This is a genomic window from Mucilaginibacter celer, from assembly GCF_003576455.2.
Lineage (GTDB): Bacteria > Bacteroidota > Bacteroidia > Sphingobacteriales > Sphingobacteriaceae > Mucilaginibacter > Mucilaginibacter celer.
The window spans coordinates 6,187,539-6,209,879 of the sequence record NZ_CP032869.1; the positions used below are offsets into that span (position 1 = coordinate 6,187,539).

A 22,341-nucleotide genomic window follows, 5' to 3' on the forward strand; every position below is an offset into this window, starting at 1 on the left:
CCTGTTATCAGGACCGGCTTAGCAAAACTACATAAAGTAAAGTTTATTAATGTTTTGCCCACCAAAGCGGTGTTAACACTGCATCGGCACCACCAAGGGCAGATACGGCTGTGTTATAACCGGCGGCGTTGCTGTTACGCAGGTTCGACGGATATTTTACACGTTGCGGCAAAAACTGGATGCTGCTGGTCATGTAGTTTGAACCGGTTAATGCCGGCAAATCGGTCAGGATATCTTCAACCGCCGGGTTCTCGAAGAAAGGTAATCCTAACCTTCTGTGGTCGCTCCAGGTTTCTAAAGGCAACCATGGCAGTTGTGCCAGGTATTTTTGGGTAATGATTTTGGTTAGGTGATCATTACGTACAGTACCCGATTTATACAGATCATTTTTAGGATAGGCAACATCAACAGTACCTGCGGCTCCGGTAATACCATCTTCATAGTTCATGGTGTGGGTTGCAGCTGGTTCGGTGGTGTTATCCCAGTTAACAGAGGTACCTACGCGGTTGTAATCAGTAGAAGCGAGGTAAGTGCTAAGGTTAGCTGTCGTTCCGAAATATTCGAAACTTTTAGCAATACCTGTTTCATAAGCAGTTTTAGCAGCAACAGGCGATGTCCATCCGCGTTCGGCAGCTTCGGCAAGCAGGAAGTAAGTTTCCCATGGGCCAAAAAATACCCTGCGGTTGTTGCCGCTGCGATAAAGCAGGTTTAACAATGGTTTACATCCGTTGGTAGTGATAGCCGCATTACGTGATGCTTTAGGGCCCCAGTTACCATCAACTTTGGCATTCCAGGTGTATTTTGCATCAAGTGTTTTAACAACTGTGCCGGCTGTGTTTTTCAGATCGCCTTTTGATGTTGTAAAGCTTGTGCTGATTGACGGATAATTGATATCAGTAGTATTGCCCGGGATGCTGTATATTTTATATGCACGCGGATCGATAGTATTCGGCAAGCCGTTTAACCAGTAACCAGCCATAGGGTCGTTGGTTTTTGTAGCAAACTGATCGGTATAGCGTTGACCAAGCCAGTTGGCAGGCTTAATAGCCGATTGGAAGGTTGCACTTAACTGGTCGGCCGATTTAACACCGCCCAAACCAACAGCAAGGTTGTTATAAGTAGCAGAGATTGGCAGGCCCATCCATGATGATTCGCGACGGAATACGCTGGCCAATGCATCCCAGCCATGCGATTCGGTTACACTGAAGATATCGGTAGCATCTGTAATAAAGTCGCTGTTTTTGGCAGCATCTTCAAATTCGGTTTTTGCTTTTGATGCATCAACCTCAGATAAACGCATGGCTAAACGCATGCGCAACGAGTTGGCAAATTTACGCCATTTAGCATAATCATAATTGTAAGCAGGATCTTCCGATTTAACCTGTGATGGATTGGTAACGTTCAGATCCAGTTTTGACGAAGCATCTTTAAGCTCGCCCAAAGCAAAATAATATACCGTTTTTACATCTTTAAACTGTGGGTTTGTTCCCTGGAAAGCATCGGTAGGCATTGGGCCAAAAGTATCCGAAAACTCGCTCATCAGGTACGCTCTCCAGATCCTTGCAACCTGGATAAGGTTTTGTGTATAAGGTTTTGATGTACCCTTAGCTATTTGATCGGTACCTACCTGTATAGCAGTGTTGATATTATTTTGCCACTGCGATGACTGTCTGTAGTATTCAGATGCCCAATCATCAACAAATGAACCTTGCGAAAAAGTATCGCCATCCTCATCCTGCAGCGAATGACCGCCAACAACCCAGTAAAGGATAAACATACGCTCGGATAAACCGGGGTCCTGCTGCGCACCGATGATAGCGTTGTTTATAAAATATTCTGTTTGAACCTGATCGCCGTTTGCTGCAAAGGGATCGGTATTCACATCATTAAACTTCTTGCACGATGCCAGCATTGAAGTTGCCAACAGCACGATGCATGATTTTTTTAATATCGATTTCATATCTATGAATTTTCTTTGTTAGAGTTAATTAAAAGCCTACGGTTAGGTTAAGCAATATGGTACGTGTTGTAGGCGCACTTCCGCTTTCAAAGCCGGTTGCATTGCTTCCGGTTGCAAAAACAGATTCAGGGTCCATACCATTCAGGTGGCTCTTAATTAACCATACGTTATTGGCAGATACACCTATTTTTGCCCTTTGCATACCTAAGCTTGTCATCAGGCTTTTTGGCAGATCATAGCTAAACTGAACGTTACGAACGCGGATGTTTGAGGCATCGTAAATGTTAGCTTCTGTGATACCTAAGTTACCGCGACCGGCAACCGCAGCCCAGTAATTTTGAGGAGATACAGCAACTGTATTTTTTTGGTATTGGTTAGTAGATGTATTCAATACCACACCATCAACTACAAAATCTTTCCTGTCGCCGCCAACAACGGTGTTGCTTGCGGTACCAAGGGCCTGCATTTTTTGCAAAGTTCCGGAGAAGATTTTGCCGCCAAAACGGGCATCAACCAGGAATGAGAAGCTGAAGCTTTTGTATGAGAAAGAGTTGGTAACACCTAATAAGCTTGAAGCTTGCTGGTTACCCAGGTTGCTTTTTACGCCGTCATCAGTTTGTGGTAAACCTGCGTTCGAAAGGATCAGCTGGCCTTTGTAAGGGCTGTTGGCATCTGTTACGCGTTTAAATGTTGTACCGTAAATTGTACCGTAAATCTGTCCGGTTTGTGCAACTACAGCAATGTTATCATAACCGCCTAATGCGTATTGTGATACATCGGCTGTAAGCGATTTAACAAGGTTGCGGTTCATAGAGAAGTTTACCAGCGTATTCCAGTTAAAACCCCTGCCGGTGAAAATCTTGCCGTCAACCATTAACTCCAAACCTTTGTTCTGGATATTACCTGCGTTGATTTTGCGCGAAGTGTAACCGCTTAGGTTATCCATTGGCAGGTTGATGAGCTGCCTGGTTGCGTTAGTTTTATAAACCGAAAAGTCAAAACCTAATCGGCTGCCGAAAAAGCGCATTTCCAAACCGGCTTCGTACGATTTAATCAGCTCGCTCTTAACATTCGGATCAAACAACACATCATTTCTGCTTGCGGTGGTGTTGCCAAGCGGGTCTTTGCTGATGGTGTAGGTATTTACCAGCTGATACTCATCCATATCGTTACCAACGGCAGCGTACGAACCTCTTAATTTACCGTAAGTGATCCATGATGGCAGGTTGCCATTTCTGTTAAGCAATTCAGAAAATACCAATGAGCCGGTTGCCGATGGATAAAAATATGAACGGTTGGCAGCGCTTAATGCCGAGCTCCAATCGTTTCTGAAAGTGCCGTCAAAAAACAGGAACTGATCATAATTGATACCTAACGAACCATAAACCGAGTTGATGTTGTGGCGATAGAGACCCTGGCCAAGCACCGGATTGCCTACTACGTTGTTTATAGAGAACAGGTTAGGTACATTTAAAGTACCGGCGCTTGCACTAAGGAATGAACGGTTCCTGTCCATAAGATTACCACCTAATGTTGCAACGCCGCCCCATTTGCCAAACAGGTTATCTTTTTTGGCAGTGAACAGCATGCTGTAGTTGGTTTCGGTGAAAGAGGTTCTTCTTACACCGTATGAACCGCCTGTAACACCGGGAGCACCTGCGTACAGCCTGTTTTCGGCATTGGTGGTATATTTATCGGCACCGGCACGGCCTTCAACATTTAACCATTTGTTAAATTGATATTTGATAGATGCGTTTAATAAAAACCTGTCCCTGATATCCTCGTTCAGACTGTATTTTGATGCCCAGTAAGGGTTCAGGTCCGGTCCGTCATGCCACCAGCGCATGTTACCGGCAGAGTTCAACGGATTTTTATAACTGGTAACATCTATTGAATTTGGAAGTGTTTCCAGGTAATAAAAATAGTTGTTAGGGTTGTAGCCAGACTGCGGACGGTTTTTTGCTGTTGCGTTGATGTATTGAACTTTGGTATCAACTGTCCACCTGTCATTACTGCCAAATTTGCTAACCGTACGTGCGGTAAGGTTATTGCGGATCAGCTTGGCACCAGGGATGTAGCTTTTATCATCCAAACGGTTGTATGAAGTATAAACCGATGTTGATTTATACTGTTGCTGCCATGAAATGCCTTGCATTGATTGCAAACCTGTTTGAAAATAATTGGCGATGTTATCGTTATAGTTTTGTGCAAACTTTGTACCATCAAGAGCGGTTTGGCTTTGCCCGCCATTTTTTTCGCCCCAGCTCTGATCAGAGGTGTTTACAAAACCACCGCCTGTACCCTGGCCAAACACGGTTTGCATTTTAGGCCTTGCAAATATGCTTTCAAAACCAAATGATGAGGTGAAGGTAATACCTAAACCGTTTTGGCTTTTACCTGTTTTGGTAGTAATTAAAATGGCACCGTTACCAGCCCTCGAGCCATAAAGTGCAGCTGCAGCCGGGCCCTTTAACACGCTCATACTCTCAATATCATCAGAGTTGATATCGGCCAAACCGTTACCCATATCCCTGCCGGGGTTGTAATAATCGTTATTGTTGTTTTCGTTACCTATAAAGTTATCTAAAGGCGTGCCGTCAACCACAATGAGGGGTTGGTTTGTACCTGTAAGCGAGTTGTTACCCCTTAAGGTAATACGGCTTGAACCACCCGGGCCATTGCTTGAACGGGTAATTTGTAAACCCGCTACCTGGCCCGAAAGCGCGTTAACAATGTTTGCTTCCTTGCGGTCGGCAATGGTTTGTCCTTTTACTTCCTGTACGGCGTAGCCTAATGATTTTTTTTCGCGCTTAATACCTAAAGCCGTTACCACTACCTCATTCAAACTACTTTCCCCACTTTCCATTACCACATTAATAGTTGTATTTTGGCCAACTGCAACTTCCTGCGTTTTATAGCCTACAAACGAAAACGTTAATATGGCACCCGGTTTCACAGTAAGTGTAAACTTGCCATTAACATTGGTGGCGGTGCCATTGGTTGTACCTTTTTCGGTAACATTGACACCAGGAGCGGCCTGCCCCGTTTTTTCAGTTACCGTACCGGTAACTACTTTTTGCGCATACGCTGCCATTGTCATCAAACTGAATAACAAAACGGCGGTACACCTCAGGTACATTTGTTTCATGTTTTTTGGGATTATGTAGTTATTAAATAATAGGTAGTGTTTCTTTTTAGTACGATGTATTGCATTAATTAAAGTCGCAGTGCTCAATCACTAAGGTTGCTGCGCCTAAAAGCTTTGCATCCGAGGCCAGCCGCGAAACCTCAATCTCTGTTTGCTCGGCCAGCCAGGGGATACAAAATTCATTTATGGCCTGCTGAATAGGGGCCATCAGTATTTTACCGGCTATGGCCCCGCTTCCACTCAGCACAATAAGCCCCGGATTCATGATATGGATCAGGGTGGATATGCCCTTGCCAATTAAAAAAGCTGCATCCGAAAGGATGGAAACCGCCAATGGGTCGCCGGTGCGTGCAGCGTGCAGGAAAGAATCTACAGGCAAATCGGCTGTGCCCTTATAAATTTTTTCCATGCTTGAACTTGCCCCACCATCCATCTCGGCTTTTGCACGCGCAATCATTACCAGCAGCGAAGTGTCAACTTCCAGGCAACCCCGCTTGCCGCATGAGCATATTTTGTTGGTTTCCGATAATGGGATATGGCTAAACTCGCCTGCATAACCTGTATGCCCTCTGAATAAAGATCCGTTAACCACCATTCCCAAACCAATGCCCCAGCCAATATTAACTACCAGTACATCCTTATGATTTTTGCCCACACCAAATTTTAACTCGGCAAGTGCTATTAAACTCGAGTCGTTATCGATGCTCACCGGCAGTCCAAAAACATCGCTTAAATATTTTTTAAGACTGATGCCACCGTCGGGTTTGAAAAAGGTATGGTTTATGCCCTCAGTTGCGTTAACAAAACCCGGCATGCCCACCCCTATACCAAGAATTTGGTTATGAGGGATCCCCGACCGGGAGATGTAGCCTTTTATAAAATCAATAAAAGTTGCCAGCGAAGAGTTATCATCTCTTAAAAGAGTGATCTCTTTAGTTTCGGGAGTGATTTTGATATTGTTCATCATATCGTAAATCACTACCTGGGTAATCAGCTGATCAACTGCCACGGCAACAACATAACGCTGCAACTGGTGGTTAAGCAGGTAAGACAAAGCACGCCGCCCGCCGGTAGATGGGGCCAGCCCGTGCTCCTGTACATAGCCTTCTTCCACCAGGTTATTAACTATCGTGGTTATCAGGGGCAGGCTTTTATGAGTAAGCTTGCTCAACTCGTTAAGCGTAAGATACTTGTTATAAAAAAACTGCTTGATCAGTTCTTTTCTTAAAAGATCGTGCTTGGTTACAATGGCCATTAATTGGGGTGGTTATTAATTCAAACTTAGTGTTTTATTTAAAATATCCAATAGACTTTTTATTTTTTTTAAAAACTTTTTAAAGGTTTATAAAATTATGGGATATAAAGTTTTGTGGCTTGATAGATTTTTTTGGTGTGGCACAGATATAATTAGCCCTTGATAATGCTTTGAAACTTAATAATTGCAGGAAGAATATGCTGTTTATCAGCTCAGAAGCAAGAGGATGGGGGAGGGGGAGTGGTTGCAATGGGCTAAACAGGCAAGCCTGGCAATATGAGTTATTTAATGCAAGGTGTTGTTTCAAAAACCTATAAAAACAGCAAAGCCCCTGATGGGCAGGGGCCTTTACTAACCAATTATAAACCTAAATTATGAGAAGAGCTGTAGGAGAAGGAGTCGAACCTTCACGGAGTGGTTATTTTTATTGCTAAAAGTTTCCCAATTTCTCCGCCACCGCGACAAGGAGGTGTGTCTGCCAAAAATTTCACCATCCTACAGTGAATTAAGTTTTTAGTTCGCAGTTTTTAGTTGGCAGTAGCCATCTTTAAACCTTGTACTTAAACTTGCTGTTGGGGAAGGATTCGAACCTTCACAGAGTGGTTAGCCCTTACGGGTTTTCCATGATCTCCGCCACCGGGACAAGGAGGTGTGTCTGCCAAAAATTTCACCACCCAACATTGTTTTTCGTTTAAAGAACAGTAAGCATTTCCCTTTTGCTTGATACAAATTTAATAGGACTATCTATTTCTTGCAAATATTTCAACAAAAATATTTTATTTTTAATCGAATTTTAATTAAACTTGTATTTCAATATAGATATTCAAATTTATGTCCCACAGAAAAGCTCAAAATTTAGAAATTGATAATCTCGACATCCAGATTTTGTCAATATTAATGAAGAATGCTACCACTCCGTACACCGAGATAGCTAAAGAGTTGATTGTTTCTGGCGGAACCATACACGTGCGGATGAAAAAGTTAGAGGAGATGGGTGTAATAAAAGGTGCCAGCCTTGAGGTTGATCCACAAAAGTTAGGATATGACATCACCGCATTCCTCGGGATTTATCTTGAAAAAGGATCTCAGTATAACGAAGCCGTAAAGCAGCTAAAAACAATTAAAGAGATTGTTGAACTGCATTACACCACCGGCGAGTGGAGCATCTTCGCAAAAATTGTATGTCATGATACCACCCACCTGCGCGAGGTTTTGAACGAGCAGATCCAAGGTGTGCGCGGCATTCAACGTACCGAAACCTTCATTTCGCTCGAAGAAAGCATCAGGAGGCAGATAACGCTGGAATAAAATTTTACGCAACTTATTGAAAACGCCCCTACCCTGGTTTTACCGGGATAGGGGCGTTATTTTTTTATAATTATTTGGAAGCTTGGAGTTTCGAACTATCACGTCATTGCAATGACGCGTGGTGAGTAATGAGGATTAAATCTTAAACTTACCCTTCAAAGCAGCCAGCTTCAAAGCCATATCTGTTTCCGGTTCACGCTCCTGGCGTTTGTTGTTAAAGTTTGGCTTGTTACCACCACCTTGCGGTCTGCGGTCATCATTCCGTCGCGGCTGGTCAGGTGCGCTCTTATCATTTTCTTTCATCGATAAGGCGATACGTTTACGGTTCACGTCAACTTCGGTAACGGTAACCTCAACTTTTTGGTGCACTTTCAGTACCTCGTTCGGGTCTTTAATATAGCGATTAGTGATCTGGCTTAAATGCACCAGGCCATCCTGGTGAACACCGATATCAACAAAAGCACCAAAAGCGGTGATATTGGTAACAATACCAGGTAGTTTCATACCCACTTTCAAATCGCCAATCGCGTTTACGCCATCGGTAAAGCTGAAAGCCTCGAACTGCTCGCGCGGGTCGCGGCCTGGTTTGGCCAGCTCGGCCATGATATCATTAAGCGTTGGTAAGCCAACCGTTTCGGAAGTGTATTTTTGTAGCGGGATGCTTTTGCGCAGGGTTGGGTTACTCATCAAATCTTTTACCGTGCATTTCATATCGGTAGCCATTTGTTGTAATAAACCGTAACGCTCGGGGTGTACTGCGCTGCTATCCAACGGGTTTTCGGCATCGTGGATGCGGAGGAAACCTGCCGCCTGTTCAAATGCTTTATCGCCCAAACGCGGCACTTTTTTCAATTGATCACGGCGTTTAAACGCGCCGTTTTGATTACGGTAATCCACAATGTTCTGCGCCAGTTGCGGACCAAGGCCTGATACATAAGCCAAAATCTGTTTGGAGGCGGTATTTAATTCTACACCAACAGCATTCACAGCACTGATCACGGTATCATCCAGTGATGTTTGCAATTTATTTTGATCAACATCGTGCTGATATTGACCAACGCCAATTGATTTTGGATCGATCTTTACCAACTCAGCCAATGGATCCATCAAACGGCGACCGATTGATACCGCGCCCCTAACGGTAACGTCATAATCAGGAAATTCTTCCCTGGCCACTTCAGATGCCGAATAGATAGATGCACCACTTTCGTTTACCATCACTATAACGGCACCCGGTAAGTTCAGCTTGCGTACAAACACTTCTGTTTCGCGGCCTGCTGTACCGTTGCCGATGGCAATAGCTTCGATGTTATATTTTTTGAAAAGATATTCAACAGTTTTTTCGGCCTCGCGTGCCTGGCCTGCGCCGGTGTGCGGGTAAATGGCCGTATTCTCTAACAGTTTACCCTGCTCATCCAAACAAACCGTTTTGCAGCCTGTACGGAAACCAGGGTCAATCGCCATAACACGTTTCTGCCCAAGCGGTGCAGCCAACAAAAGCTGGCGGGCATTCTCGGCAAAAACACGGATAGCCTCTTCGTCGGCTTTCTTTTTGGTAAGCAAACGTACTTCTGTTTCCATCGATGGCTTCAACAAGCGCTTGTAGCCATCGGTTATGGCTAAGCGTACCTGTCCGGATGCTGCGTTGTTCGCTTTTACAAAGCTGCTTTCCAGTATTTCAAGCGCGTCATCTTCTTCTGGTTTCAGGTCGAGGTATAAAATCTCCTCCTTTTCGCCGCGGCGCATGGCCAGGATCCGGTGTGATGGGGCCGATTTAACAGGCTCGGTCCACTCAAAGTAATCTTTATATTTAATGCCGGCCTCTTCCTTGCCTTCAACCACGCGCGATGCAAAAGTGCCTTTCTCTACAAATAACTCGCGAATTTTGGTACGAGCTTCTACATTCTCGGCAATGGTTTCGGCAATGATATCCCTTGCACCGGCCAAAGCTTCTTCCACACTGGCAACCCCTTTTTCATCGCTGATATATTCGGCAGCAATCAGTTCAGGATCTTTATTTTGTTGTTCGAGGATGATATCAGCCAGCGGTTGTAAACCTTTTTCGCGGGCTGCGGTAGCGCGGGTTTTGCGTTTAGGGCGATATGGCAGATAGATATCTTCCAGCGTAACCATGGTTTCGGCCTCGTTAATCTGCTTTTCCAGTTCGGGCGTTAGTTTGCCCATATCGGTAAGCGATTTCAGGATGGCTTCGCGGCGTTTATCAAGTTCGCGTAGTTGCTGCACCCTGTCGCGGATGGTGGTTACCTGTACCTCATCCAAACTGCCGGTAACCTCTTTACGGTAACGGGAAATAAACGGAACGGTTGCTCCTTCATCAAGCAATTCAACCGTAGCGGTTACCTGCTTCTCGGCCACAGAAAGCTCCGTGGCAATTATTTTATAATGAATACTCATAATCAAAATTCGGATTGCGAAGTTGGGGCAATCGGCTTACAATTCAAAAAAAGGTTGTTAACAATGGGTTGAAAGATTTTGATTGGCTTGTTTTATCTTTTAGACAAGGTACAAAAAGAACGTCATTGCGAGGTACGAAGCAATCCCGAACTGTGCAGGGCGGATTGACTTGGTTGCTCTGCTTATTGGGGATTGCTTCGTACCTCGCAATGACGCGTGGAGGTTTCAAGCAATATCAGCCCTTCAAATCAATCAACTTCTCCGCCATCACCTCGCTAATCTTCCTGTACGAATCAAACGTCCACCCGGCCACATGCGGGCTCAGAAGTACTTTACCACTTTGTTTCAACTCATCAAACCAGCTTTGCTCGGCCAGCGACGGGAATTTTTCAACTTCCAGCACATCCAAACCGGCACCTAAAATTTTGCCTTCGCGAATGGCGTTCAGTATAGCCGATACTTTAGCGGTTTTTCCGCGCGATGTGTTCAGGAAAAATATCGGTTTTTTAAAGTGGAACAGGTATTCATCATCCACCAGTCCGTCGGTTTCGGTGGTTAGGGGGATGTGGAGGCTGAGCACATCGCTATGCTTAACAATTTCTTCCATGCTCACTTCACGTGCGTATTTATCGCTGAAACCGGTTTTATATTTATCGTAAGCGATAACATTTACCTGGAAGCCCGAAAGCTTGCGTGCAAAGCTGCTGCCCATATGCCCATAGCCTATAATGCCCACGGTTTTACCTTTCAGCTCGTAACCACGGTTGGCTTCACGCTTCCATTCGCCATTGCGGATCTCGGCATCGCCACGGTTTAAGTTGTTCATCAGCGAAAGCAACAAACCTATAGCATGTTCGCCCACTGCATCCGAGTTACCTTCGGGCGCGTTAATGAGGTTAATGCCTTTTTCAAGCGCGTAAACTTCATCAATATTATCCATCCCGGCACCGGCACGGGCTATGAATTGTAAATTGGTAGCCGCATCGAGCACAGCCCTATCAACCCTGAATTTTGAACGGATCACCAAACCGGCGTAATCGCCTATAATTTGCATGGCTTCGTCAACCTTAATCAGCGGACGGTAATCGCAGGTGTAACCTTTAGCTTCGGCCATTTCCATAAATATGGCGTGCACATCATCAACAATCAGAATATTATTTTTCAACGCAGTATTAATTTTTGTATTAGGGGATAAAAGTACGAATTGCTACCGTATTAGCTGAGAGGGTTTTATAATAGGAGAGCGATTTTTACTTTGGGGATAGAAAAACGTTGATTCTCGCCACCACGTCATTGCGAGGTACGAAGCAATCGCACATAAGCTGGTCCGCTCTGTATAGTTCGCGATTGCTTCGTTCCTCGCAATGACGTGGTGTACAAGGAAAATAACAAAGCCCGGCATCTTTCAATACCGGGCTTCAAATTATGTAATCAGGCTGCTTAGTTTGCAGGCTGCCCGTTAATGCTGGTAAACTTGTTATCCAGGCTAATGTAATCAGTCATGATCTGCCCTGCCTCGCGTTTTACAAAATCCAGGTCTTCGTTTTTAGGTTTGGTTTGACCTTTTTTAAGTGCAGGTAAACCTAAAGCTATGCGGCGCAGGTTGTTACGTTCGAAGGATTTTTCCTCATCATCGTCACGCTGTTTTTTCAAATCCGATTCTTTCAATGAGATGCTGTCGTCGGCATCGTGCTTTTTGAAATCTGCAATATCTTCCAGTAAGTATTTATAGCTGTCGCTGCTGCTCATACGCTGATCATGCAGTTTTTTAAGCTGCGGTAGCACGGTGCTGAAATCGCCAATTTTGGTATAATCAGATTTCGCGATGATATCAAACGGCATGGCCGATGGCTCGGTATCTTCACCATATTTATCCAACGGGATAACCGAGGGGAATGAAATATCCGGCGTTACACCTTTATGCTGTGTTGAGTTACCGCTGATGCGATAAAATTTGGCGATAGTTAAGTTTAGCTGGCCATAAGTGCTTTGGCTGCCGGTTGAGGTACTTTTTTTAGCACCACCAACCATATTGCTGATCTTGTTACGAAGCGATGAACCGATCACCCTGTCCAGATCAATAGCGCTTTGCACTGATCCTTTACCATAAGTTTGGGTCCCCAAAATCAACCCGCGGCCGTAATCCTGTATAGCGCCCGAGAAAATTTCGGAAGCTGAGGCGCTGAAACGGTCAACCAATACCGCCATAGGGCCGGTGTATGAAACAGCCGGATCTTCATCTTTATCAACCTCAACCTGGTCTTTAGTATCACGAACCTGTACTACCGGGCCGGTTTTAATAAACAAGCCGGTAAGCTCGATAGCTTCCATTAACGAACCACCGCCGTTTTCGCGCAGGTCGATCACCAGGCCATCGATGTTTTCTTTCTTCAACGAATCGAGGATAGCCTTAACATCGTGCGTGGTGCTTTTATAGTTAGGGTTGCCTGCTTTGTAATCGTTAAAATCGATATAGAAAGCCGGGATCGAGATTACACCGATTTTAACCGTTTTGCCATTGCTGTTATAGGTACGGATCTCCTTTTTGGCCGATTGATCTTTCAGGATGATTTTTTCGCGCACCATTTCAACCACTTTTGGTTTGCTTGAGGCACTTGCACCGGCAGGCAAAATTTCCAGCCTAACGGTTGTACCTTTGGTGCCGCGGATGATAGCGATGGCATTATCCACACGCCAGCCCACTACGTTCTGGAACTCGCCGGTTTTTCCCTGTGCTACGGCAACAATGCGGTCATCAACACTAATCTGGTGGCTTTTATCGGCAGGACCGCCCGGTACAATGGTTTTGATGGTTACGTATTCGTTCTCTACCTGTAGCGAAGCGCCGATACCTTCAACCTGGCGCGACATTTCGATATTGAAATTGGCCGCGTTTGATGGGTTAAAGTAGTTGGTATGGGGATCTATAGCCTCGGTAAAGGCATCCATAAAGTATTGAAAAACGTCTTGATTTGATAACTTGTTGGTTTGAGTTAGCAGGTTTTCATAACGTTTTTTAAGCGTTTCTTTGTTTTTGGCCATATCTGCATTGGCCAGTTTAAGGTTCAGCAGGTCGTACTTAACGCGTTGGCTCCACATGGCATCCATTTCGGTTTGGGTGGCTATCCACGGCAATTTATCGCGATCGTAAACAAAAGTTTCGGTTTTGTTGAAATCGAAGTTTTTATTGATCTGCTCCAGCGAATATTTAACATGCTCGATATACCTTTTCTGAAAAACGTTGAAAATGTAAAAAGCATCGGCCAGGTTGCCGGCTTTAATATCATCATCCAATACAGTTTTATACTTTTCAAAATCCTTGATATCCGATGCTAAAAAATAACTGTGGTTTTCATCAAGCGATTTGATATAACGATCATAAATAATGGCCGAAACAGAATCGTTCAGCTCAACTTTTTTATAATTATAGTTTGCAATAAGCGCTGCAACCTGCTTGCAAACAACGCTTTGCTGTTCGTCGGGTTGCAAATCGTTTGATCCTGTTACTTTAACCGGTTTTGATGGCGATGCTTTACATGCGAGGGCGGTGCCGAGCACCAATAATAAATATAGCTTCTTAAACATATCTTTAACAGTGGTTAAATTGGAGTTGTTGTAAAACATCAATACTTGTGCCTAATATTAGATTGCTAATGTAAAATAAAAAAGAGACAGTCAAAATGCTGTCTCTTAATAACTAATAACAATATTACGATTATGTTTTGCTAATAGTATGCAGGCAACACCATTTTACGCTTTTGTTACAAAAAAATTATTTGTTAGCCGTCTGCGTAGTGGCTTCGGCAGTTTCGGGGAACCGACTTACCGACTGTAGTGGTTTAAATTTAGTGTCCTGTAAATAACGCGTTTTCTTTTCAACCTGGGCCAAATCGTAGGTAAGGCCTTTATTAACAGCCAACTGGCGGGCTTCGGCTAAATCTTTTTTAGCCTGCTCATAATCGCCGTAATCGGCTTTTACGGTAGCCAGGTCCATCAGGTTGGCAATGGTATGCCTGTCGTCATTTTGCTGGCGCGATATGGTGATGCTTTGCAGCAGGAACCATTTGGCCTCGGCCAGGCGCTTTTGTTTCATGTACATTTGGGCCAGGTCGCTAAAATTATAGCTGGCAGCATTGTAAACATGAAAGCGCATATTATGCTGCGCCGTTTTCATTACCGATGCCTCAATCATGGCCATTACATAAGGCGTATGCTCAATAGTAGTAGGCGGGATTTTTACTTTAGCAAAGGAAGCGCCCGGCAATTTTGCTACCGAATGATTAACCGGCTCATCAACCTGCGGGTAGCGGGTATGCTTACGGAAAGGGTTGTATTTGTACCATTGCGCTGATGCATTTAAACCAACGGTGCACAAAATAAGCAGTAGGAAATACCTCATCTAATCTTTTTCCTGGGTTTAAACTGTATAATTTTAAATTAATCAGCTTAACAAATGTAATTATTTGTTAAAGGGAAAACAATACCCACAAAAGGGTAACATTAGCGTAAACGCCTAAGTGCTACGGTTATTTTACAAGGATTGTTTTTTAATCTTTCTACGGAAAAAATAAATTTAGGTTTTAGTTAAAAACCTCCACTTCACCATCGTGCAGCGCCCAAACCATGTAAGGGTGGGTATCCGAGTGATAGATCTGCCCATCTGCGGTAATACCTATAATACCGGCAAAACCATCGTAGGGTTTCATTTCTTCAAGCGTTTTTTCGGTGGCAGCCATTAGCGGCATGCCATCGGTTACGCGTGTAACAATTTTGGTGGCTACCGATCCGCTTACAATATCTTCACCAACGCCTGTACACGAAATGCCCGCAAAAGCGTTGGCATAATTACCGGCCGTAGTTGCCGAATCGCTTACGCGGCCGGGTATTTCAAAGCCTTTGCCTCCGGTGCTGGTTGCCGCGGCCAGGTTGCCGTGCATATCCAGCGCCACGCAGCCCACGGTGCCAAGCCTTATCGAGTCGCTTAGCTTTTGTTCGTATTCGCGGCGGCGCTGAGGGGTTTCGGGATTATAGTAGGTATGCCCGTTTTCGATGGCGAAATCGCAGGCACCTTTGCCGCTTAGCACACGGTCATCGTACTTTTGCAGCTTTTCGGCAACACAAATGGGATTTTTTACATCTTCGATATTGATAACGCCCGAAAAACGCTGGGTTTTGCCATCCATCAGCGCGGCGCTGAGGCGGATCTTTCCATCGCTTTGTATTTGCGAACCTGTGCCGGCATTAAACAGTTCGCAATCTTCCAGCAGCCTTACAGTGTAAACCGCGGTTTCTAAAGCGGTATGGGTTTGCAGGTGTTTGTAACCTAACTGCACTATGCCGCTCAGGGCTTCCTGTTTGGCCAGCTTTACTTCCTGGTTGGTAAGCGATTCGCTAAAAAAACCGCCGTGAATAATTATTTTCATAATTATAATTTAAGTAGATGTACCTGCATAAATAAGGCCAGGCTATTTTGTAAAAACTTTATGCAGTATAAATTATTGTAACAGGTTGCTGCCCGGCACATGTATAAAAGTACCTTCTTCAACCTTCATGCTTTTTTTAATGATTAAACGGTGCTGCACCAAATCGTATTTATCAAATATCGACATCACATGCACTTTCAGGTTTTCGATAGATACCGGCGAACCCAATTCCACATCATATATATTGGTAGCAACTATGCTGCGGCCATCAACCAAAATAATTAAACCGGAGCCAATGGCTTCCATCATGTATCCATCGGTAATCAACAAGCCCGTATCTTCGCCCAAACCAATGCCCAAAATTCCGGGATTGGTAGCCACGGCATACATCAGCCTGCCAATACGGCCGCGCTGTACAAAGTGCGTATCAACAATTACCGAATCGATAAATCCCAACCCGGCGGTGATTTGTACTTCGCCTTTTACCAGGGCCGCGTTGCTTTGCCCGCGATAAATCATGTGGGTGGATGCGGCGGCAGCACCTGCGGATGTACCTGCTATTACAAAATTTTCTTTTTGGTAACGATGTTTCAGGATCTGCAAAAATTCGGTACCGCCGAAGATGGCAGTGAGCCTGAGCTGGTCGCCGCCGCTAAACATTACCACATCGGCCTTGCGGATACGATCGAGGTAGGCCTTGTTGCCCGCGTCTTCGCGGTTGCGGATGTGCAGCACGTTTACATTGGTAACGTTTAATTGGCCGAAGGCTTTGATATATTCTTCGCCAACCAGCTCCGGAATTTGCGAGGCTGTAGTGATCACCTCAATCTGCGATCCTTCCTGTTTGGCCGACTCATTAATGATACGGCGCAATATGCCTTGCTCAAAAAATTTGATATAATCGGGCTGTAAAATATGCTCCTGCAGGGTAACGTTACTCCCCATATCAACAGCACCACCAATAATAATCAGCTTACCTTTCGGGACAATCATAATTTTTTTACAATATCTTAATACATCCTGATACAAATTAAGATAAAAACATGCACAAACACAGGATTTAATAATAAATAATGCCTTTTCGCCATCAAAAGTTTCATTGAACTGTTATGTTTTTTTAGTTTTAAAGGAAATTTACCCCACAAATTAAACAGGAAATCACAATCTATGAAGATCGAAAATATACAGGTACTCCGCGGACCGAATATCTGGAGCATAAGGCGCAAAAAATTAATCCAAATGCGTCTCGACCTGCAGGAAATGGAGCATCGCCCAAGCAACGAAATCCCCGGCTTTTACGAAAGGCTCGAAAAACTACTGCCTTCGCTTTACAATCATCGCTGCTCGCCAGGTGTACCCGGCGGCTTTTTTCAGCGGGTTATGGCAGGCACCTGGATGGGCCACGTAATTGAGCATATCGCCCTCGAAATACAAACCCTTGCCGGCATGGATACAGGCTTTGGCCGCACCCGCGAAACCAAAACAAAAGGTGTGTACAATGTGGTGTTTGCTTACCTTGAAGAAAAAGTTGGCGTATTTGCTGCCGAAGCTGCCGTGCGCATTGCCGAGGCTTTAATTGCAGGTGAAGAATACAACCTCGAGGCTGATATTCAGCAAATGCGCGAGATCAGGGAAAACACCCGTTTGGGCCCAAGTACCGGATCGATAGTAGAAGAGGCTATAGCGAGGGATATTCCCTGGATCAGGCTCAACAACCAATCGCTGGTACAATTAGGTTATGGCAAAAACCAGGTACGTTTCCGCGCCACCATGACCGAGAAAACCAGCAGCATTGCCGTTGATATTGCCAGCAACAAGGAAGAAACCAAGCGTTTACTGCAGGAACAGGCTATCCCGGTAGCGAAGGGTGTTACCATATCATCTGCTTCAGCCGTGCCCGATGCTATTAAAAAAGTGGGCTTCCCGCTGGTGTTTAAACCGCTTGATGGCAACCATGGCCGCGGCATATCCATCAATGTAAAAACCGAGGAAGAAGCTATTGCAGCTTATGAACACGCGGCCCGCATTTCGCGCCGTGTAATTGTGGAGCGCTATGTTACCGGGTTCGACTTCCGTGTTTTGGTGATTGATAATAAAATGGTAGCCGCCGCCCTGCGCAAACCGGCCCATGTTACGGGCGATGGCCTGATGAACATACAGCAACTCATCGATCATGAAAATACCGACCCACGCCGCGGCTATGGCCACGAAAATGTGCTTACCGAAATTTCGGTAGACAGGGATACACTCGATCTGTTAGAGAAAAAAGGCTACACCCTCGAAACGGTGCCCGCCAAAGGAGAGGTGGTTTACGTAAAATCGACCGCCAACCTTAGCACCGGCGGTACATCTGTTGATGTTACCGACCATGTGCACCCGCAAAACATTTTTATTTGCGAGCGTATCTCCAAAATTATCGGTCTGGATATATGTGGTATCGATATTATGGCCGAAAACCTTACCGAACCGCTTACCGATACCGGCGGCGTAATTCTGGAAGTTAACGCGGCACCGGGTTTCAGAATGCACATTGCACCGAGCGAGGGCCTTCCCCGCAACGTTGCCGGGCATGTGATTGATATGCTTTACCCGGCAGGTAAATCGGCCCGCATCCCTATCATTGCTATTACCGGCACCAACGGTAAAACTACCACAACCCGTTTAATTGCCCACATAGTTAAAAATAACGGGCACCGCGTGGGCTTTACCACATCCGATGGTATTTACGTGCAAAACAACATGATGCTTAAGGGCGATACCACAGGCCCGGTAAGCTCAGAGTTTATTTTGAAAGACCCTACGGTTGATTTTGCTGTACTGGAAACCGCCCGTGGTGGCCTGCTGCGTTCGGGCCTTGGCTTTGGGCAATGCGATATAGGTGTGATCACCAATATCCAGGAAGATCACCTCGGTCTTGCCGATATCCATACCCTCGAAGATTTGATGCGGGTGAAAAGTGTGGTGATTAATTCGGTAAAAAAAGATGGCTGGGGTATTTTAAATGCTGATAATGAATACTGCGTACGCATTGGCAAAAAGGCCGAATGTAACATCGCTTATTTCAGTATGAACGAGAACAATCCTATTATTAAGGCGCACTGCAAAAAAGGCGGTATTGCAGCCATATGCGAAAACGGCTTTATAACCATATTAAAGGGCGACTGGAAGATCCGCGTACAGCGTACCATCCTCATCCCGCTTACTTTTGGCGGCACGGTTCCGTTTATGATCGAGAACGTGCTGGCCGCAACTTTAGCTACTTTTTTGTGGGGATTTAAAACGGAAGACATCAAAATCTCGCTCGAAACTTTTATTCCATCGGCTTCGCAAACACCGGGCCGCATGAACATTTTTGAGTTTAAAGATTTCCGTTTCATGATTGATTTTGCCCACAACCCTGATGGCTATAACGGCATCAAGGAGTTTTTAAGGCATATCGATTCGCCGCTTAAAATAGGTATCATAGCCGGCACTGGCGACAGGCGCGATGAAGACATCCGCGAACTGGGTAAAATCTCGGCCGAAATGTTTGATTACATCATCCTGCGCCAGGAAAAACACCTGCGTGGCCGTACGGCCGAAAATATTATCGGCCTGCTGAAAGAAGGGATCTATTCGGTTGATCCGGAAAAACAGGTTGAGGTTGTGCCTAAAGAAGTAGATGCCATTAAACATGCAATGGTTATGGCCCGTCAGGGATCGTTCATTACGGCGCTTAGCGATGTAATAGATAATGCTATCGAAACCGTACAGGATTACCAGGAGCAGGAAAGGAATGGCTTGTTTGCTCCCCCCGCCCCCTGAAGAGGGAGCTTTTGAAAAGCATATTTTTAATGCGTCGGCGAAGCCGACGCATTTTTTGTTTTACCCCCTGCTGGAACTGGTCGAAGTTTAGCGACAGCGTAACTTCGTCCTAAACTGTTGGAAGCATTCTGCTTCCGTAGTTCGGCATAAAATATCTCTTAAATTTTATGCGGTATTCACATATCCTGTTATGAAGTTAAGCTGAAAGCTTAACACAGTTTAGGACGAAGTTACGCTGTCGCTAAACTTCGACCAGAAAAGTATTTTTTCGGCGTTGGCAAAGCCAACGCCATTTTTGTTTTATGCTTTGGGCTATTTCACTACACCTTTAGGGCCTATGCTTGCGACAGGTAATAATGCCACAACAACATCGCGGCTACCGTTCGGTATGGTTTCCATTGTTCGGTTACCGCCAATAGCTCTTCTCTTGTAGTTTCTTTTTGCAAATTTTTTACCCGTTTAAGTGCATTTACGGCTGCCAGATCGCCAATTGGAAATACATTACTGTGTTGCAGCACAAACATCAGGTACACATCAACCGTCCAGTTGCCGATGCCTTTAAGGGCGGTTAACTGCGTGCGGATCATATCATCGGGCATCTGTTCCATCGCTTTCAAATCAATCTGACCGCTGATGATGGCTTCGGCGAGGTAGCGGATATAGGTCGTTTTTTGGCGACTACAGTAACAGGCTTTAAATTCATCGTCGGTAAGTAATAAAACCCTTGCCGGGGTAATTTCCTGTACCCTTTCGCGCAGTTTATTCAGTGCGGATAATGCCGAAGCGAGAGAAACCTGCTGCTCGAGAATAATATGCACCAATGTTTCGAAAGTGTTTGGCCTTGACCATAGTGGGGGATATCCGTGATTTTGGATGATCTGTAAAAGGTCGGGATCATCGGCCGCGAGTTTATCGCAGATGTTATGATAATTTGCGTGGGAAAATTGCTCGAACATAGGTTGATGTTATGTTGCGCAAGATGCAGCATTGGAACGAAATTTACAAAGAGTTTCAACGTAGAGACGCATCACATGCGTCTCCTTTAGGACAAGCCGCTTTGTACATTGGCGGCTCAGCATGCGGGAGACGCAATTATGCGTCTCTACGGTAAAAAATCTATTTACTCATAGCTATGCCGCTCAAAATCATAATCAGATTGTGAGCTGATGATCTTCTTTCGCCGCTGGATATCGGTATCCAGGTTATGATCATAAATATTATCGGTAACAGCTATGTCCCGTTCCTTATCCCGCTCGGCCAGGTGAATATTTGCTTCTGCTGTCTTGGCAATTGCCGTATCATAAGGCCCTTTAGGCGACATCAGTTTTACAAATACCGGCAAGCATTCAAACAAAATAAACAGGTAACCTATAAATGAGATGGCGAGGTAGGTATCCAGATCGCGGGTGCCGTTATCATTATAGGTTAGCTGGCCTAATGCCCAGTTACGATCAGAGAAACCGGCTATATTAGCCAGGCTATCCAGCTGGTGCTCGGTGAAAAGGCGGGTGCTGTTCAGGCCTTCATAATCTTTTCGGGCGCTGAGGTATTGATCCATCTGCCCTAAATCGCCGGTTACTGTTTTAAGGCGGGCTTCCTTTTCTTCTAATATGGCCTGTTTTTGTTTGGCATACGTACCATAACCTGTAATACCGGATGTTTGGTTGGTTTTATCGCCAAAAACCTCCTGGTTTAATTCATAGCGCGACCTGTTGATATCCCGCTCCAGCGAATCTTTTTCTTTTTTCAGATCGCCATTTTTACCCAGCTCCATGGCATATTTTTGCATGTAAGTTTTTTCGAGGGTATCGATCTTGCTGTGCTGGCCTTTAAGATAGGCCGTTTTTAATTTCTGGCGGATTTCTTTATCAAAGATCTTAAGTTCCAGGGGGCGCGATATCACTATACCTATCATAATAGCCAGCAAAACACGTGGCGAAGCCTGTAAAATTTGCTGCCCGGTGGTGCCCTCTTTATTAATGCTGGATACGATGTACCTGTCCATATTAAAAATGGCAGTGCCCCACAGCAGGCCGAACAATATGGCAAAGCCTACAGCAAAAGCATCACCGTTAAAAACAAAGTACATGGCGTAACCGCCCGAAAGCGCGGCAAACAGAGCGGTAAAAAATATAGTGGCCCCTATGCCTACATACTTATTATGCTCGATAGGGTATTTTTTTAAGGTATCGATATGTGCACCAGAACAAAACCAGAAAAAGCGTGTAACTTTTTTCATTAAGTAATTATTATGTCAATATTGTATGAAACGCTCATACACATTGATTGTTACAAATAACAAGCCTAAATTTTTGATCCGGAAAAAAACTACCTTTGGATTATAATTATAAAAAATAACATGAACGAGATAACCGTACAGGAACTGAAAGAGAAGATCGACAACAAGGAAGATTTTCAACTGATTGACGTAAGGGAAGATTTTGAATATGAAACCTCTAACATCGGCGGTGTGCTGATCCCGCTGGGTGGCGTACTGATCGAATCGGACAAGATATCGAAAGATAAACCGGTAGTGGTAATGTGCCGCAGCGGCAAACGCAGCGCAGCAGCCATTATGCAATTGGAGCAGCAAGGTTTTACCAACCTGACCAACCTGCGCGGCGGCATCCTTGCATGGCAGGCCGAAATTGATCCCGAAATAAGCGTATACTAAAATGGGCTTTAAGTTAGTGCTTAATGTGCTGTACACCATGGGTGTGGCACTGTGCTTTATTGTTGCCTATAAAATGGCTACCGAAAAAAACTACCTGATTATGGCAGGTGCTATGGTTGTTGGTACGGTAGTTATATTTTTAAAGCTGAGGCTTTTAAAAGAGGTTAAAGAAGCGCAGCAGCCTCCGCAGAAACAGAATAAAGGCAAAGGAGTGAAGTAATTAAACCTTGCCCGGGCAGACTTACGAAGTTTTTAAAACTTCGTAAGTCTTGACATACCCTAACAAAACTAACTTTTCCCTGGCGCAAGTTTTGTGCGTCGGCAACAAGCTTCGGCTAACTTGTGCCCGCCCGC

At 44.9% G+C, this 22,341-nt stretch carries 15 protein-coding genes and 1 tRNA gene; 4 read left to right on the forward strand and 12 right to left on the reverse strand.

Annotation, left to right across the window (positions count from 1 at the left end; translation table 11 throughout):
• Positions 1-46: 46 nt before the first annotated feature.
• The 4 genes from HYN43_RS25755 to HYN43_RS30525 form a co-directional block, all read right to left on the reverse strand.
• Positions 47-1,960, reverse strand: coding sequence for a SusD/RagB family nutrient-binding outer membrane lipoprotein (locus tag HYN43_RS25755; protein ID WP_119406753.1), 1,914 nt, complete (start codon positions 1,958-1,960; stop codon positions 47-49).
• Between the two features lie 28 nt (positions 1,961-1,988).
• Positions 1,989-5,108, reverse strand: a complete 3,120-nt coding sequence (locus HYN43_RS25760; protein ID WP_119406754.1) for a SusC/RagA family TonB-linked outer membrane protein — start codon at positions 5,106-5,108, stop codon at positions 1,989-1,991.
• 64 nt (positions 5,109-5,172) lie between these two features.
• Positions 5,173-6,363: an ROK family protein gene (locus HYN43_RS25765; protein ID WP_119406755.1), complete on the reverse strand. Its 1,191-nt coding sequence runs from the start codon at positions 6,361-6,363 to the stop codon at positions 5,173-5,175.
• A 569-nt stretch (positions 6,364-6,932) separates the two neighbouring features.
• A tRNA-Asp gene (locus HYN43_RS30525) sits at positions 6,933-7,043 on the reverse strand.
• 151 nt (positions 7,044-7,194) lie between these two features.
• Between HYN43_RS30525 and HYN43_RS25770 the strand changes: the two genes are divergently transcribed.
• Complete coding sequence (locus HYN43_RS25770; protein WP_090532141.1) at positions 7,195-7,671, forward strand: Lrp/AsnC ligand binding domain-containing protein; 477 nt, start codon at positions 7,195-7,197, stop codon at positions 7,669-7,671.
• 135 nt (positions 7,672-7,806) lie between these two features.
• Here the strand turns inward: HYN43_RS25770 and HYN43_RS25775 are convergent, their stop codons facing one another.
• The 6 genes from HYN43_RS25775 to HYN43_RS25800 form a co-directional block, all read right to left on the reverse strand.
• Positions 7,807-10,086 (reverse strand): Tex family protein, encoded by a 2,280-nt coding sequence (locus HYN43_RS25775; protein ID WP_119406756.1) that lies wholly within the window; start codon positions 10,084-10,086, stop codon positions 7,807-7,809.
• Positions 10,087-10,321: 235 nt separating this feature from the next.
• On the reverse strand, positions 10,322-11,251 hold the full coding sequence (locus tag HYN43_RS25780; RefSeq protein WP_119406757.1) for an NAD(P)-dependent oxidoreductase: 930 nt from the start codon (positions 11,249-11,251) through the stop codon (positions 10,322-10,324).
• 275 nt (positions 11,252-11,526) lie between these two features.
• On the reverse strand, positions 11,527-13,671 hold the full coding sequence (locus HYN43_RS25785; protein WP_119409124.1) for a carboxy terminal-processing peptidase: 2,145 nt from the start codon (positions 13,669-13,671) through the stop codon (positions 11,527-11,529).
• Positions 13,672-13,858: 187 nt separating this feature from the next.
• On the reverse strand, positions 13,859-14,485 hold the full coding sequence (locus tag HYN43_RS25790) for a tetratricopeptide repeat protein (RefSeq protein ID WP_119406758.1): 627 nt from the start codon (positions 14,483-14,485) through the stop codon (positions 13,859-13,861).
• A gap of 181 nt (positions 14,486-14,666) precedes the next feature.
• Positions 14,667-15,509, reverse strand: a complete 843-nt coding sequence (locus tag HYN43_RS25795; protein WP_119406759.1) for an isoaspartyl peptidase/L-asparaginase — start codon at positions 15,507-15,509, stop codon at positions 14,667-14,669.
• A 72-nt stretch (positions 15,510-15,581) separates the two neighbouring features.
• Positions 15,582-16,502, reverse strand: coding sequence for a cyanophycinase (locus HYN43_RS25800; protein WP_119406760.1), 921 nt, complete (start codon positions 16,500-16,502; stop codon positions 15,582-15,584).
• Positions 16,503-16,676: 174 nt separating this feature from the next.
• On the opposite strand from HYN43_RS25800, the gene cphA reads away from it, so the two are divergent.
• Complete coding sequence (gene cphA / locus HYN43_RS25805; protein ID WP_119406761.1) at positions 16,677-19,313, forward strand: cyanophycin synthetase; 2,637 nt, start codon at positions 16,677-16,679, stop codon at positions 19,311-19,313.
• 335 nt (positions 19,314-19,648) lie between these two features.
• Here cphA and HYN43_RS25810 read toward each other — a convergent pair whose 3' ends face one another.
• Both HYN43_RS25810 and HYN43_RS25815 read right to left on the reverse strand, forming a co-directional pair.
• Entirely contained in the window at positions 19,649-20,269 is a 621-nt protein-coding gene (locus HYN43_RS25810) for a DNA-3-methyladenine glycosylase family protein (protein WP_119406762.1), read from the reverse strand.
• 164 nt (positions 20,270-20,433) lie between these two features.
• On the reverse strand, positions 20,434-21,552 hold the full coding sequence (locus tag HYN43_RS25815; protein ID WP_119406763.1) for a DUF4407 domain-containing protein: 1,119 nt from the start codon (positions 21,550-21,552) through the stop codon (positions 20,434-20,436).
• Positions 21,553-21,672: 120 nt separating this feature from the next.
• Between HYN43_RS25815 and HYN43_RS25820 the strand changes: the two genes are divergently transcribed.
• Positions 21,673-21,987 carry a rhodanese-like domain-containing protein gene (locus HYN43_RS25820; protein WP_109609949.1) on the forward strand — a complete coding sequence of 105 codons (315 nt, stop codon included), beginning with the start codon at positions 21,673-21,675 and terminating at the stop codon, positions 21,985-21,987.
• A 1-nt stretch (position 21,988) separates the two neighbouring features.
• Positions 21,989-22,207 carry a DUF6358 family protein gene (locus tag HYN43_RS25825; RefSeq protein ID WP_119406764.1) on the forward strand — a complete coding sequence of 73 codons (219 nt, stop codon included), beginning with the start codon at positions 21,989-21,991 and terminating at the stop codon, positions 22,205-22,207.
• Positions 22,208-22,341 lie beyond the last annotated feature (134 nt).

What these genes read in the sequence shown, in the direction of transcription:
- HYN43_RS25760 (WP_119406754.1), bottom strand. Translation starts at nt 5,108, where the DNA reads ATGAAACAAATGTACCTGAGGTGTACCGCCGTTTTGTTATTCAGTTTG.
- HYN43_RS25790 (WP_119406758.1), bottom strand. Translation starts at nt 14,485, where the DNA reads ATGAGGTATTTCCTACTGCTTATTTTGTGCACCGTTGGTTTAAATGCA.
- HYN43_RS25770 (WP_090532141.1), top strand. Translation starts at nt 7,195, where the DNA reads ATGTCCCACAGAAAAGCTCAAAATTTAGAAATTGATAATCTCGACATC.
- HYN43_RS25755 (WP_119406753.1), bottom strand. Translation starts at nt 1,960, where the DNA reads ATGAAATCGATATTAAAAAAATCATGCATCGTGCTGTTGGCAACTTCA.
- HYN43_RS25795 (WP_119406759.1), bottom strand. Translation starts at nt 15,509, where the DNA reads ATGAAAATAATTATTCACGGCGGTTTTTTTAGCGAATCGCTTACCAAC.
- HYN43_RS25775 (WP_119406756.1), bottom strand. Translation starts at nt 10,086, where the DNA reads ATGAGTATTCATTATAAAATAATTGCCACGGAGCTTTCTGTGGCCGAG.
- cphA (WP_119406761.1), top strand. Translation starts at nt 16,677, where the DNA reads ATGAAGATCGAAAATATACAGGTACTCCGCGGACCGAATATCTGGAGC.
- HYN43_RS25825 (WP_119406764.1), top strand. Translation starts at nt 21,989, where the DNA reads ATGGGCTTTAAGTTAGTGCTTAATGTGCTGTACACCATGGGTGTGGCA.
- HYN43_RS25820 (WP_109609949.1), top strand. Translation starts at nt 21,673, where the DNA reads ATGAACGAGATAACCGTACAGGAACTGAAAGAGAAGATCGACAACAAG.
- HYN43_RS25785 (WP_119409124.1), bottom strand. Translation starts at nt 13,671, where the DNA reads ATGTTTAAGAAGCTATATTTATTATTGGTGCTCGGCACCGCCCTCGCA.
- HYN43_RS25815 (WP_119406763.1), bottom strand. Translation starts at nt 21,552, where the DNA reads ATGAAAAAAGTTACACGCTTTTTCTGGTTTTGTTCTGGTGCACATATC.
- HYN43_RS25810 (WP_119406762.1), bottom strand. Translation starts at nt 20,269, where the DNA reads ATGTTCGAGCAATTTTCCCACGCAAATTATCATAACATCTGCGATAAA.
- HYN43_RS25765 (WP_119406755.1), bottom strand. Translation starts at nt 6,363, where the DNA reads ATGGCCATTGTAACCAAGCACGATCTTTTAAGAAAAGAACTGATCAAG.
- HYN43_RS25800 (WP_119406760.1), bottom strand. Translation starts at nt 16,502, where the DNA reads ATGATTGTCCCGAAAGGTAAGCTGATTATTATTGGTGGTGCTGTTGAT.